The 13,322-nt window shown below is 67.1% G+C and carries 10 protein-coding genes; 2 read left to right on the top strand and 8 right to left on the bottom strand.

Going from position 1 to position 13,322, the window contains the following annotated elements; genetic code table 11:
• Nucleotide 1: 1 nt before the first annotated feature.
• From ABE464_RS14255 to gap, 8 genes are all read right to left on the bottom strand, one after another.
• Nucleotides 2–1,318 (bottom strand): M1 family metallopeptidase, encoded by a 1,317-nt coding sequence (locus ABE464_RS14255; protein WP_346472502.1) that lies wholly within the window; start codon nt 1,316–1,318, stop codon nt 2–4.
• Between the two features lie 127 nt (nt 1,319–1,445).
• Nucleotides 1,446–2,450, bottom strand: coding sequence for a class I fructose-bisphosphate aldolase (locus ABE464_RS14250; RefSeq protein WP_088432708.1), 1,005 nt, complete (start codon nt 2,448–2,450; stop codon nt 1,446–1,448).
• 151 nt (nt 2,451–2,601) lie between these two features.
• On the bottom strand, nt 2,602–4,068 hold the full coding sequence (gene pyk, locus ABE464_RS14245; RefSeq protein ID WP_121039358.1) for a pyruvate kinase: 1,467 nt from the start codon (nt 4,066–4,068) through the stop codon (nt 2,602–2,604).
• A 213-nt stretch (nt 4,069–4,281) separates the two neighbouring features.
• Nucleotides 4,282–4,923: an HAD-IA family hydrolase gene (locus tag ABE464_RS14240; protein WP_259259313.1), complete on the bottom strand. Its 642-nt coding sequence runs from the start codon at nt 4,921–4,923 to the stop codon at nt 4,282–4,284.
• The gene (locus ABE464_RS14235; RefSeq protein WP_346472501.1) at nt 4,920–6,095 is read right to left on the bottom strand and encodes a phosphoglycerate kinase; all 1,176 of its coding nucleotides are present in this window, start codon (nt 6,093–6,095) and stop codon (nt 4,920–4,922) included. The genes ABE464_RS14240 and ABE464_RS14235 overlap by 4 nt, the downstream gene beginning before the upstream one ends.
• A 114-nt stretch (nt 6,096–6,209) precedes the next feature.
• A complete protein-coding gene (locus ABE464_RS14230; RefSeq protein ID WP_346472557.1) occupies nt 6,210–7,553 on the bottom strand; it encodes a DUF3999 domain-containing protein in 1,344 nt (447 codons plus the stop codon).
• 32 nt (nt 7,554–7,585) lie between these two features.
• Nucleotides 7,586–10,279 carry a DUF2339 domain-containing protein gene (locus ABE464_RS14225; protein ID WP_346472500.1) on the bottom strand — a complete coding sequence of 898 codons (2,694 nt, stop codon included), beginning with the start codon at nt 10,277–10,279 and terminating at the stop codon, nt 7,586–7,588.
• A 179-nt stretch (nt 10,280–10,458) separates the two neighbouring features.
• Nucleotides 10,459–11,460: a type I glyceraldehyde-3-phosphate dehydrogenase gene (gene gap / locus ABE464_RS14220; protein ID WP_259259306.1), complete on the bottom strand. Its 1,002-nt coding sequence runs from the start codon at nt 11,458–11,460 to the stop codon at nt 10,459–10,461.
• Nucleotides 11,461–11,659: 199 nt separating this feature from the next.
• On the opposite strand from gap, the gene ABE464_RS14215 reads away from it, so the two are divergent.
• Both ABE464_RS14215 and ABE464_RS14210 read left to right on the top strand, forming a co-directional pair.
• The gene (locus ABE464_RS14215; RefSeq protein WP_346472499.1) at nt 11,660–12,289 is read left to right on the top strand and encodes an OmpW family outer membrane protein; all 630 of its coding nucleotides are present in this window, start codon (nt 11,660–11,662) and stop codon (nt 12,287–12,289) included.
• Nucleotides 12,290–12,498: 209 nt separating this feature from the next.
• Nucleotides 12,499–13,314 (top strand): S1/P1 nuclease, encoded by an 816-nt coding sequence (locus tag ABE464_RS14210; RefSeq protein WP_346472498.1) that lies wholly within the window; start codon nt 12,499–12,501, stop codon nt 13,312–13,314.
• Nucleotides 13,315–13,322 lie beyond the last annotated feature (8 nt).

The following is a 13,322-nucleotide window of genomic DNA, read 5'->3' as shown; positions in this document are numbered from 1 at the left end:
GTCAACCGACGCCGTAGACCCACTGCGCGAAAAATGGCTGCAATGATCGGCCGGCCGCGGTTTCCATCGCACGCTGGAAATCGGCGGTCACCACCGACCGCCCATCATTGGCCTGCGTGTACGCACGGATGCCGCGCCAGAACGCGGCCTCGCCCATTTCGCCGCGCAACAGGTGCAGTACGTACGCGCCCTTCTGGTACACCACCGCGCGGTCATCGCCGGTCGGCGCGCTCCAGTCCGCGTACACCAGCGCATGATCCGCGCCCTTGGCACGCAGCGCGTCCAGCCGCGTGCGCCAGATGGTGACCTGCGCCTGGTAGGCCGCCTCTCCCTGCGCCTGCTGGAGGTAGGCGGCGGTCATGAAGTTGGCCATGCCTTCGTTGAGCCAGAAATGTTCCCAGCCGGCGCAGGTCACCCGGTTTCCCCACCACTGATGCGCGGCCTCGTGCGCCATCAACGCGGTTTGGGCGGGGTCTTCCAGCAATTGCTGGCCGTAGCGCTCGGACATCAGCGACAGCCCGGCCATTTCCTGCCCGATCGTGCGGGCCACCAGCGCCTGCTGATAGTCGCCGCGATACGGCAGTCCCGCGCGTGCGGCGAAGAAATCCAACATCGCGCCCGTAGCGGTGAACACGCGCTGCAGCTGCTCGGGCGAGCGCTCCCTGGACAGGAACCGCAAGCCGGTCGCGCCATGCTGCTGTGTGGCTTCGTGATAACGGCCCGCGGTGAAGCCGTAGACATACCCCGGCATCGGCGTCTCCAGATGCCAGCGATGTTCGATGCGCCCATCGGAAAGCGTGCGCACCGGCAGCGCGCGACCGGTCCCGGCGGCCAACAGGCCCGCCGGCAGGGTCACGGACAGGGCCAGCGTGGCGCGCTCGTCGGGGGCATCCACCGACGGCATCCACTGACTGGTCGAAAAGATCGTGTAGACCTCGTCGCGCTCGGGCGCGAATTCCAGGCCATACGGCGGTTGGCCGTGATAGCGGATCGTCACGCTGGCGGTATCGCCGCGCGCAAGCGGTTCGGCCAGCGTGATGTGCACCTTCGCCTCGTCCTGCGCGAATGCCAACGCGCGATCGCCCTGCAGCGCCGCCGTCACCTTGAGCGCGCCGCTGTCCAGCGTCACTGCGCGCAGCGCATGCTCGGCCCGGAACCGCACCGTCTGCTCGCCAGTGACGCGCTTGTGGGCGATGTCGGGCACCAGCGCGACCTCGTAATGCAGCACATCGAAGCCGCGCGATGGCACAGCGTGCGCCGATGCGCTCACCAGCAGCAACGGCAGCACACACAGCCAGATACAGAAGCGAGCGAACATGAGACCCATCCATGCGAAGGTGGACCGCATCGTGCCAGAGCACGCGCGCCTTTGCGCACCGTTGTATCGCGCAAACAAAAACGCCGGCACAAGGCCGGCGTTCTCGTTGACGGTGGTCAGGCGTGAATCAGCCGTTCCACTTTCCCAGGGCGGCCTGGCCGTTTTCCTTGGCGCGATCAAACACGGTCTGCTGTGCCTTGGCGACGTTGGCCTTGGTGTCCTTGGCCCACAGCTTCAGCGCGGCCTGCTGCATGGCACGGCCGTAGGAGAAGCTCAGCGGCCACGGCAGGTTGCCCATCTGGTTCATGGCATTCAGATGCGCGGTGGACTGCTCATCGCTCTGGCCACCGGACAGGAACACCACGCCCGGCAGGATCGCCGGCACGGTGCTCTTGAGGCACATCACGGTCGACTCGGCCACTTCCTCGACGTCGGCCTGCTCTTCGCAGCCCTTGCCGGAGATGACCATCGAGGCCTTCAGGATGGTGCCTTCCAGCAGCACGTTCTGCTGGTACAGCGCGTCGAACAGCGAACGCAGGGTGGCTTCGGTGACTTCGTAGCAGGTCTCGATGTCGTGGTCGCCGTCCATGATCACTTCCGGCTCGACCATCGGCACCAGGCCGCATTCCTGGCACAGCGCGGCATAACGGGCCAGCGCGTGGGCGTTGGACTCGATGCAGGTACCCGACGGGATGCTTTCACCGATGTTGATGACCGCACGCCACTTGGCGAAGCGCGCACCCAGCTTGTAGTACTCCTGAAGACGCTCACGCAGGCCGTCCAGGCCTTCGGTAACCAGCTCGCCCGGGCAGCCGGCCAGGGCATGGGCGCCCTTGTCGACCTTGATGCCCGGAATGATGCCCTGGGCCGCCATGTACTTGGCGAACGGGACGCCGTCCTTGGTGGACTGACGGATGGTCTCGTCGTACAGGATCGCGCCGGAGATGTGCTCGTTCAGCTTGGGCGTGGTGAGCAGCAGTTCGCGGTAGGCGCGACGGTTCTCCTCGGTGTTCTCCAGGCCGACGCTGGCGAAGCGCTTGCCGATGGTGCCGGTGGATTCGTCGATCGCGATGATGCCCTTGCCCGGGGCGACCATGGCCTGTGCGGTTTCAGCCAGCTGTTCGATGCTCATGTACTTCCTGTGGCGGGTGCGGGAAAACGCCAATTATAGACCCCGCCTCCCGTGAACTGACCGTCCACGGAATCTGGAAACGATTCCATCTGAAACGACGAACCCGCGCGGCCGTGAGGCCACGCGGGTCCGGGTGGTGCGGGTGGGTCGGTTAGAGTTCGCCGAGACCGCTCGCACGGCCGTCTTCGCCGACTTCCAGCAGGCGCAGCGTGTTGGTCGCGCCATGGGTTTCCATGTGCTCACCGCTGGTGAAGACGACGCGGTCACCGCTCTGCAGCTGGTTCGCTTCGAACAGCAGGCGGATGCTGCCGCGGGCGGCTTCGCGCGGGGTCAGACCGCGGCTGTCGAAGTTGATCGGGAACACATCGCGCATCAGCGCCATCTGGCGGCGGGCGCCGTCATGGCGCGTCACCGCGAACACCGGTGCCGAGGCACGGAAGCGCGACAGGTAACGCGCGGTACCACCGGATTCGGTCATCGCCACGATCGCACGCACGCCCACGTGCTGGGACAGGAACATGGTGGCCATGGCGATCGCCTGATCGGCACGTTCCAGGTTGCGCGGCGAGGCACCGAAATCGGTCTCGGTCTGGAACTGGCGTTCGGCACCGAGGCAGATACGCGCCATCGCTTCGACCGCCTTGACCGGGTACATGCCCGCGGCGGTTTCGGCCGAGAGCATCACCGCATCGGTACCGTCGATGACCGAGTTGGCCACGTCCAGCACTTCGGCGCGGGTCGGGATCGGGCTTTCGACCATCGACTGCAGCATCTGGGTGGCGGTGATCACCACCTTGTTCTGCGCCAGCGAGGCCTTGATGATCTTCTTCTGCAGGCCCGGCAGTTCGGCGTCGCCGATTTCCACGCCCAGATCGCCACGCGCGACCATGACCACGTCACTGGCGTCGACGATCTCTTCGAGGTTGTCGATCGCTTCGGTGCGCTCGATCTTGGAGACCAGCGCGGCGTAGCAGCCGTGCGACTCGGCGATCTCGCGCGCGTCGTTCATGTCCTGCGCGTTGCGGCAGAAGGACACGGCGATGAAGTCCACGCCGATCTTGGCCACGATGCCGATCAGTTCTTTGTCGCGCTCGGTCAGCGCGCCCAGCGACAGGCCGCCGCCCTGCTTGTTCAGGCCCTTGCGGTCGGACAGCACGCCGTCGTTGAGCACGGTGTTGATGATGCGCTCGCCCTGCACTTCGGTGACCTGCAGCTGCATCAGGCCATCGTCGAGCAGCAGGATGTCACCGGCCACCACGTCCTGCGGCAGGCCGAGGTAGCTCACGCCCACCTGGGTGGTGTCGCCAGCCGGTGCGTTCGGCGAGGCGACCAGGTCGAAGCGGTCGCCCGCCTTGAGCTTGATCTTGCCTTCGGCGAAACGCTCGATACGGATCTTCGGGCCCGGCAGATCGGCCAGGATGCCCACTTCCACGCCAACACGAGCGGCGGCGGCGCGCACATCGGCGGCACGCTTGGCCTGGCCGGACGGGTCACCGTGACTGAAGTTGAGGCGAACCACGTTCACGCCGGCGCGGAAGAGATCCTCCAGCACGCCCGGCGGGTCGGTCGCCGGTCCGAGGGTGGCAAGGATCTTGGTGCGACGCTGACGCTCAATCATGGTTAATGGGCTCCCGTTAAAGGAGTGAAATTAGCACACCCATCACGTCCCATGAATACGATTACACCGCTGGCACGCTTGGGTTTCGCTGTTGTCCTGCAGACAGCGCGAGACGACCGGGCGGACAGCGGTTTGACCGCCCGGCGGCCAGCCCCAATCGCGGCGGGCCTTTGCGCGGGACATGCGGCGGCGTACGGAACGCCGCCGCGGCCCTCAATCGATCAGGGTGAGCAGGTCGTCCGGTGCCTGCGCGAGATGCGCCGCCCCGGCCGCCGTGAGCTCTTCGGCACCGCCGAACCCCCACAACACGCCGATATTGCGCAGACCGTGATGGCGGGCGCCTTCGATATCCATGCGCCGGTCGCCGATCATCCAGCACTGCGCCGCGGTCAGCGACAACCGATGCAGGGCCTCGGCGACCAGCTGCGGCTTCTCGCTGCGGCTGCCATCCGGGGTGGCCCCGATCACATCCTCGAAGCAGTCGCCGAACGGCAGGTGCTCGACGATGCGCCGGGCGTGCGGCTCGTTCTTGGCGGTGACGATCGCCAGCCGATGGCCGCGTTCCTTCAAGGCCTGCACGACCTGGCCGATCCGCGGGTAGACCTCGTGCTCGCGCCAGCCGACCACGTCGAAGCGCTCGCGGTAATACGTCACCGCCTGTTCGACCTGGGCCGGATCGTTGAACAACGGCGCGAAGCTGGTGCGCAGCGACGGCCCGATCCAGCGCCGCAGGTCTGCCTGTGGCGGAACCGGCAGGCCCATCTGGGTGAGCGCATGCGCCACGCACCCGGTGATCCCGACGGCCGAATCGATCAGCGTGCCGTCGAGATCGAAGAACAGCACATCGCGGCTCACGAGCCGCGGGCCTCCAGCGCGGCGACGGCCGGCAGAGTCTTGCCTTCCAGGAACTCCAGGAATGCACCGCCACCGGTGGAGATGTAGCTCACCTCGCCCGCGATGTCGTACTTGTCGACCGCGGCCAGGGTGTCGCCGCCGCCGGCGATCGAGAACGCCGGCGAGGCCGCGATGGCACGGGCCAGCGCTTCGGTGCCATGGCTGAAGGCCTCGAACTCGAACACGCCGACCGGGCCGTTCCAGACCACGGTGCCGGCCTTGGCGATCAGGCCAGCGTAGTGCTGGGCCGTCTCCGGGCCGATATCCAGGATCAGGTCATCCTCGGCCACGTCGGCGACGGCCTTCACCGTGGCGTCGGCGTCCGGCAGGAACTGCTTGGCCACGACCACGTCGGTCGGCAGCGGGATGTCGGCGCCACGCGCCTTGGCATCGGCCACGATCTTCTTCGCGGTGTCCAGCAGGTCCGGCTCATACAGCGACTTGCCGACCGAGTAACCGGCGGCCGCGATGAAGGTGTTGGCGATGCCACCGCCGACGATCAGCTGGTCGACCTTGCCGACCAGGCTGGAGAGCAGTTCGAGCTTGGTGCTGACCTTGCTGCCGGCCACGATCGCCAGCAACGGCGGGGCCGGGGCGAGCAGCGCCTTGGCCAGCGCGTCCAGTTCGGCCATCAGCAGCGGACCGCCAGCGGCGACCGGAGCGAAGCGGATCACACCATGGGTGGAGGCCTGCGCGCGGTGCGCGGTGCCAAAGGCATCCATGACGAACACATCGCACAGCGCGGCGTACTTCTTCGCCAGCGTTTCATCGTCCTTGCCTTCGCCGACATTCATGCGGCAGTTTTCGAGCAGCACGATCGAGCCCGGCGCGACGTCCACGCCATCGACCCAATCACGCACCAGCGGCACCTCGACACCCAGCAGCTGGGACAGGCGCAGCGCCACCGGGGCCAGCGAGTCGGCCTCGCTCCACACGCCTTCTTTTGGCCGCCCCAGGTGCGAGGTCACCATCACGGCGGCACCCTTCTCCAGCGCCAGCTTCAGCGTCGGCAGCGACGCGGTGATGCGCTGCTCGGAGGTGATCTGGCCGTTGTCGATCGGCACGTTCAGATCCTGGCGGATCAGCACGCGCTTGCCGGAGAGATCGAGGTCGGTCATGCGAACGATGGACATAAGCAACTCTTTGGCTCTGAAGAAGGAAGGGCGCCGCACGGCGCAGACGATCATTGTCCCGGCTGCGCGGGTGCATCGCAAATCCATAACAGGGACGGAGGTAGTTAAGCGCGCTTAACTACCTCCGTCCCCGTTAAGACGCGGCTGGCGCAGCAGGCCCACCGCGAAGCCACCGACGATCAGTACGCCGATCACCAGCAGCGCCCACAGCAGCCACTGTTTCCAGTCGCGTTGCGGGGCTACCGCAGCATCGCCGGCGAGGACTTGCGGTGCACCCTGCACGGTCGCCTGCGCCGGTTGCCACTGCGCGCCATGCTGCTCACGCAGCTGCGCGATCACCGTGGCGACCGGTGCCTCCTGGCGCTCGGCACGCACGCTGCCGGCGGCCACCGCAAACGGCGGCTCGCCCTGGCTGAGGAACACCAGCGCTTCGGGCTGGTAACCAAGCTTGAGCGTCGGCGCAGGCATCGACTGCGCCTGGCCGGCCACCAGCTTCCAATAGCGATCACGCGTGCTGCGCGTCAGCGGCTGGGTCTGCGATTGGCGTCGGTCGGCGGCGTCCTGCAGTTGATAGGCCACCCACGGGCCGGCACGCACCTGCCACGGTTGGTCGGCATCATCGCGGCTCAGCAGCGTCCATTGCACCACGCTGTTGTCGGCGGTGGCGATGTCGGCCTGCGCGATGGGGAAGCGCCCATCGAGGTGATACTCGAATTCGCCAGGCTTGCCGGCGGTGCCGGTCAGCGACTGCCAGCGCCACGCGATCGCCTGCGCGGTCGGTGCGAGCTCGGCCTGCACCGTGGACAGCGCCGGCAAGGCATCGGCGCCGATCGGCAGGATCCGGAAGTACTTGGCCTGGCGCGCGATCTCGATGCGGCGCTGCTGCAGGCGGCGACCTTCGTGCTGCAGGTCCACCAGCGGCACGTCGTCGGCGATGCGCAGCCAATCGCGCAGATCGTTGCTCATCTCCACGCGCACGCGCGCCTGCAGCGGCGACTGTGTCTGCCAGTCCAGGCGCAGGGCCTGCACGCCGGACTTGAGGGCACTGGCGTCGATCAGCCAGCCCGCCGGCTGTCCAGCCGCCCCACCCCGGCCCAGCCGCGCTTCCACCCGCCGCACGCTGCCGTCGGTATTGCGCTCGGTCAGCAGCTGCAGGTCATCGCCGGAGGTGCCGGCCATCGGCGGCAGCGGGAACCACGAGAGCGTCTGCCATTGCGGCGCCTGCGCCAGTGGCTGGTCGGCGGCCAGCAACGCCGACGGCAGTGCCTGGCCTTGTGCGTTGAACACCTGCACATCGGCCAGGCGTGGCGATACCGCAGTGCGGTACACGCCATCGTCGAGCGTCAGCCGGTAGGCGCCGGCCTGCGGCTGTGCGAGCTGCAGCGGCCATTGCTGGCGATAGGCCTGGCGGTCGTCGGTGGCCTGGGCCTGGGCCAACGCCAGCGTCGGAACTGCCATCGCAGCGAGGAGGATCAGCGGGCGAAAGGTCTTCAAGACTGTGCCTCCACGGCGGGCTCGGGCGCGCGTGGCGGCGCCGGTGCCAGATAACCCACGACCGTGCACAGCAGGCCGTAGGCGATGAAAGAAGAAATGCCGAGCAGGTTGCCCAGATGCTGGCGGTCGATCAGCACCAGCTTGGCCAGCACCACCCCCATCAGCACCGCGCCTACCAGCCACAGGACACGTTGCCCGCGGCGCGAGCCCCATACCCAGCTGATCACGCCAAGCACGCTCCAGACCACGGTCAGGCTGGTCTGGGCGAGGGTCGAGGACCACAAGTGCTCGTTCCACGGCACCCCACCCCAGTGGTGCACGGCATGCAGGGTGATGCTGGTCAGGGCGACGAAGCCGGCAATCGCCAGCAGCGGTATGCGCAGGGCACGCAGGCGCTCCGGGGCCTGCGCCGACCACAGCCAGCGCGCGGCCAGCACCAGCACCGCCACCTGCGCCAGTTCCACCGGGTTGAGCAGCGGCAGCCACGGCAACGGTGCGGCACCGGCAGGCACCAGCAGCAGACCCGCCCAGCTCACCCCCAGCACTGCGAACAAGGTGGTCTGCAGCGGTGTGCGCATGGCGTCGAAACGCTCGCCGAGTGGCACCGTCAGCCAGCGCCAGCGCAGCAGCGCCACTGCGGTGACCAGCAGCCACGGCAGCAGCATCAGGCCCAGGCCCCACCCTTGCGCCAATGCGAAGCGATCAGCCAGCCACAGGCAGGCCAGCGACACCACCGAGGGCCACAGCAGCCACCACAGGAACTGCGCAGCCAGCGAGCTGCGGTCTTCGCCACCGCGCAGGCACCACAGGCTGCGCACACCCAGCAGCGCGAACACGGCCCAGGCCAGCGCGCCATGACCCGCGAACGGTTGCTGATGTACGTCGGCCTGCCACAGCGCCAACGGGAACGCGGCCAGTACCATCGCCAGCGTGGTCAGTACCAGCGCGCGCGCCGGCCAGCGGCGATGCATCTCGGCGGCCAGCCACGCGGTGACGGCGGCGGCGATCAGCAGCGCGTCGGGCTCGGTGCGGTGGGTGACGAAGCGCAGGATCTCGTGGCTGACACTGCCCAGCCACCACAGCAGGCCCCACAGGTAGTAGACGATGGCCGGCGCATCGCGCTGCGCGCGACGGTAGCTGAAAGCGGCGGCAAAACCAGCCAGTGCCAGCAGCAGGCCACTCATGAAGGTCGGGTTGGCGATGGCCGTGGCGTCCAGATGCCAGTAGTCCGCGCCGACCACGAAGCCGAACGCGGCGCCCAGGGTCAGCAGCGCACCGGCGATCTGCGGCAGCCAGCGCTGCTGGCGCAGGCCCAGCCATGCCAAGGCGGCTCCTTCCAGTGCGAACACGCTGGCGGTGGCGCGTGCGGACAGCGCCAACGGCACCGCCAGCGTCGCAAAGCCCACCGCGAGTACCGCATGCGACTGACCCAGCGCGGTGTAGCGCTCACGCTTGAGCAGCGCCCATGCCAGGCCTGCATACAACGCGGCCAGCGCGAGCGAACACAACGCCAGCAGCAGCCGGTCGTCATGCAGCAGGCCGGCCTGCAGCGAGAACGCGATCAGCGGCGTGCCGAACACCAGGCTGCCATCGATCAGATCGCGCTTTTCCGCGCTCTGCCGGCGCGCGTAGAGGATCGGGATCAGCAGGTAGAAGGCGAAGAACAGCAGCAGGAACGGCTCGGTGCTGGCGAACTTGTCCGCGCTGTACTGAAGCACGCCCCAGGCCGTACCGATGCCGAACGTGAACGCGAAACCGAGCAGATTCAGCGCGCGCCACGGGCGCCACCAGGCAATCGCCAGGATCGCGGCGTTGAGCAAGGCGTAGTACGAGAACAGCGCGACATGGTTGCCGCTGCCGGTGGACAGCCAGATCGGCGCCATGAAGCCGGCCAGGATGCCGAGCACGGCCAGCGTGCGCGAATTCTGCACGACCGCCAGCACGCCCATGCCGGCGATCAGCAGCACGCTGAGCGCAAAGGCCGGCGCGGCGGGAATCAGGTCGTAGCGTTTGAACGCGGCGAAGATGGTCAGCAACAGGACGCCGATCGCCCCACCCTGCAGCGCGAGCGCGAACAGGCGCCGGGTATCGCGCTGCACCCAGCCGAACACCAGCCCGGCCAACGCGGCGACCGCGATGGCGGCCAGGCGCAGCTCGATCGGTGCGTTCAACCAACCCTGGTCGCTGGCGTATTTGAGCAGGGCGGCCACACCGGCCAACAGCACCAGCATGCCGATCTTGACCGGCACGTTGCCCTCGGTGAACCACTGTTTGATGGTGCCGACGATGCGCTCGCCGATGCCGGGGCCTTCTGCTTCGGCCGGCAGGATCGGGGCAACCGGCGGCACGGGCGCCGATGGCGGCAGCGGCGGTGGCATCGCGGCGGCCGCAGCAGCCGCTGCAGGTGCAGGTGCAGCCATGGCGTCCGGGGTCTGGACGGGCGTCTCGACCGCGGGCTGCATGGCGAAGTCCAGCGGCGCGGCCACCGTGTCCACGGATTGGATATCCGTCCAGCGCAGCGGCCGCTCGGGCTCGGCGGAGGCCGACGACGCTTCCCAGGCAGGCCCGGCCGCGCGTTGCTCCAGCGCGGCCACGCGGCGGCGCAGGCCGGCGATCATCACCAGCGCCACGATCAGCAGCAGCGGGATCGCCAGCAGCACCAGCACCAGCAGGACAATCAGAGCTTCCATTCCAGGCCATCCTCAAGAGGTCGCCACGGCTGCGCCCGACAGGCGCAGTGCCGATGGCACGCGGGCCATGCTAATGGATCGGAGGCACGGGCGGGATCAAGGCGCTGATTGGTCTGCCTGAAACGACAGACCCCGGCACGGGGCCGGGGTCTGTGGAATGACGCAGGAACAGCGCTGGCTTACGCAGCGACGACCTTGACCATTTCCAGGCACTTGTTGGAGTAGCCCCATTCGTTGTCGTACCACGACACCAGCTTGACGAAGGTGCCATCCAGCGCGATGCCGGCATCGGCGTCGAACACCGAGGTGTGGGTTTCGCCGCGGAAGTCGGTCGCCACGACCTTGTCTTCGGTGTAGCCCAGGATGCCCTTCAGCGCGCCTTCGCTCTGTGCCTTCACTTCAGCGCAGATCTCGGCGTAGGTGGCTTCCTTCTCCAGCTCGACGGTCAGATCGACCACCGACACGTCCGAGGTCGGCACGCGGAAGCTCATGCCGGTCAGCTTCTTGTTCAATTCCGGGATCACCACGCCGACGGCCTTGGCCGCGCCGGTGGAGGACGGGATGATGTTCTCCAGGATGCCACGGCCACCGCGCCAGTCCTTGTTGGACGGGCCATCGACGGTCTTCTGGGTGGCGGTCGCGGCGTGCACGGTGGTCATCAGGCCACGCTTGATGCCCCACTTGTCGTTGATGACCTTGGCCAGCGGCGCCAGGCAGTTGGTGGTGCACGACGCGTTGGAGACGATCGCCTGGCCGGCGTAGGTCTTGTCGTTCACGCCGAACACGAACATCGGGGTGTCGTCCTTCGACGGCGCCGACAGGATCACCTTCTTGGCGCCCGCGTCGATGTGCTTCTGCGCGGTTTCCTTGGTCAGGAACAGGCCGGTGGATTCGATGACGACGTCCACGCCGACGTCGTCCCACTTCAGGTTGGCCGGATCGCGTTCCTGGGTCAGGCGGATCTTCTTGCCGTTGACCAGCAGGTCGTTGCCGGAGACCTCCACGTCGGCCTTGAAGCGGCCGTGCACGGAGTCGTACTTCAGCATGTACGCCAGGTAGTCCGGCTCCAGCAGATCGTTGATGGCGACGATTTCGATGTCATTGCCGAAGTTCAGCACGGCCGAGCGCAGTACGTTGCGCCCGATGCGACCGAAACCGTTGATGCCAACCTTGATTGCCATGTTCACAAGCTCCTGCAGCCGCGACGGTGCGGCGCCGATGGAAAGGGGTGTTCATTCTAGCAGGGCCGGACCCGGGCAGGCCGTGGGAGCCGAATGGGAACCGGTTACAACAGTAAATACCCGGATTGATCCGGATCAAGGCGCGCAGGCGCGTGGACGGGAAAACTGGCGCCATTCCAACCCGCCACGAGACCGTCTCATGCGCAAGACCTCCCCCCTCCTGCTCTCCAGCCTGGCCGCCGCTCTGGCGCTGGCCGCCTCCCCCGCCATGGCCCAGTCCAAGGGTGACTGGACGATCGGTGCCGGCGTGCACCAGGTTGCTCCGAAGTCCAACAACGGCTCGCTGGCCGGCGGCACGCTGAAGGTCGATGTCGACAACGACATCAAGCCGACCATCACCGGTGAGTACTTCATTGCCGACAACCTCGGCATCGAACTCCTGGCGGCACTGCCGTTCAAGCACGACATCAACATCGCCGGCCTGGGCAACGTGGGCAGCACCAAGCACCTGCCGCCGGTGGTGTCGCTGCAGTATCACTTCAACAGCAAGGGCAAGGTCTCGCCGTTCCTGGGCGCGGGCATCAACTACACCACGTTCTTCAGCGAGAAGACCGGCGGCGCGTTGGCTGGCAGCAAGCTGAAGATGGAAGACTCCTGGGGCCTGGCCGCCCATGCTGGTCTGGACTTCGCGATCAACGACAAGGGCTCGCTGCGCGTGGATGTGCGCTGGATGGACATCGACAGCAAGGTGAAGCTGGATGGCGAGAAGATCGGCACCGTCAATATCGACCCGCTGGCTTACGGCGTGTCGTACGTGTTCAAGTTCTGATCGGCGGATCAGAGCCCAACAAGGCAACACCCTCGCAGCAAGACAATTCCCCGGCTTCGGCCGGGGTTTTTTTTCGATCTTCTTGCAGCTGTTTGGCACGCATGAGGCGGCGGCAGCGTCTGGCCTTCCAGCGAGATGGCCGACCTCAGCCTGCAGCCGGCCAGATCCCGGCAAACCCGCAGCACGGTCAGCCCGCTAGAATGCCGCGGATGAAGATGCCCTCCCTGCTCCCGGCCACCGCGCTTGCGCTGGCCCTCGCCCTTGTTTCCACCGATGCCCTGGCCTGGGGCGCACAGGGCCACCGGCTGGTGGCGCGGATCGCCGAGACCCGGCTGACCCCGCAGACCCAGGCCGAGGTCCACCGCCTGCTCGCTGCCGAGCCGGATCCGACATTGCACGCCATCGCGCCGTGGGCTGACCAGCTGCGGGCCAAGGATCCGGACCTGGGCAAGCGCTCGGCTGGCTGGCACTACGTCAACATCGGCGAAGATAAGTGCCACTACAACGTGCGCAAGCACTGCAAAAACGGCAACTGCGTGGTCGAGGCACTGAAGGCGCAGACCAAGATCCTGCGCGACCGCAGCAAGCCCGACGCCGAGCGCGCGCAGGCGCTGAAGTTCGTCGTGCATTTCGCCGGGGACATCCACCAGCCGATGCATGCCGGCTACGGCCAGGACAAGGGCGGCAACGATTTCCAGGTGCAGTTCAACAACCGCGGTACCAACCTGCACTCGCTGTGGGACAGCGGCATGCTGAACGAGCAGCAGCTGGATGACGACCAGTACCTCAAGCGTCTGCTGGCCCTGCCCGAGCCCAAGCTGGCCAAACGTTCCAACATCGATGTCGATGCTGTCCAATGGGCCGAAGCCAGCTGCCGGATCGCCATTGCACCTGGCGTTTACCCGGACAAGCGTACGCTGGCCCCGAGCTATGCGGCGACCTACCGCCCGGTCGCCGAGCGTGAGCTGCGCGTGGCCGGTGAACGCCTGGCCGTGCTGCTCAACGACACTCTGGGCAAACGCTGAGGTCAGCA

The sequence above is a fragment of the Stenotrophomonas sp. TWI587 genome, from assembly GCF_039674145.1.
GTDB lineage: Bacteria > Pseudomonadota > Gammaproteobacteria > Xanthomonadales > Xanthomonadaceae > Stenotrophomonas > Stenotrophomonas maltophilia_AY.
This window is presented reverse-complemented; position numbering and strand designations above follow the sequence as displayed.

Bases quoted from the DNA above. Each gene is read 5' to 3' on its own strand.
- ABE464_RS14250 (WP_088432708.1), bottom strand. From the start codon at position 2,450: ATGAGCATCGAACAGCTGGCTGAAACCGCACAGGCCATGGTCGCCCCG.
- ABE464_RS14225 (WP_346472500.1), bottom strand. From the start codon at position 10,279: ATGGAAGCTCTGATTGTCCTGCTGGTGCTGGTGCTGCTGGCGATCCCG.
- pyk (WP_121039358.1), bottom strand. From the start codon at position 4,068: ATGATTGAGCGTCAGCGTCGCACCAAGATCCTTGCCACCCTCGGACCG.
- ABE464_RS14230 (WP_346472557.1), bottom strand. From the start codon at position 7,553: ATGGCAGTTCCGACGCTGGCGTTGGCCCAGGCCCAGGCCACCGACGAC.
- ABE464_RS14255 (WP_346472502.1), bottom strand. From the start codon at position 1,318: ATGTTCGCTCGCTTCTGTATCTGGCTGTGTGTGCTGCCGTTGCTGCTG.
- gap (WP_259259306.1), bottom strand. From the start codon at position 11,460: ATGGCAATCAAGGTTGGCATCAACGGTTTCGGTCGCATCGGGCGCAAC.
- ABE464_RS14215 (WP_346472499.1), top strand. From the start codon at position 11,660: ATGCGCAAGACCTCCCCCCTCCTGCTCTCCAGCCTGGCCGCCGCTCTG.
- ABE464_RS14210 (WP_346472498.1), top strand. From the start codon at position 12,499: ATGAAGATGCCCTCCCTGCTCCCGGCCACCGCGCTTGCGCTGGCCCTC.
- ABE464_RS14235 (WP_346472501.1), bottom strand. From the start codon at position 6,095: ATGTCCATCGTTCGCATGACCGACCTCGATCTCTCCGGCAAGCGCGTG.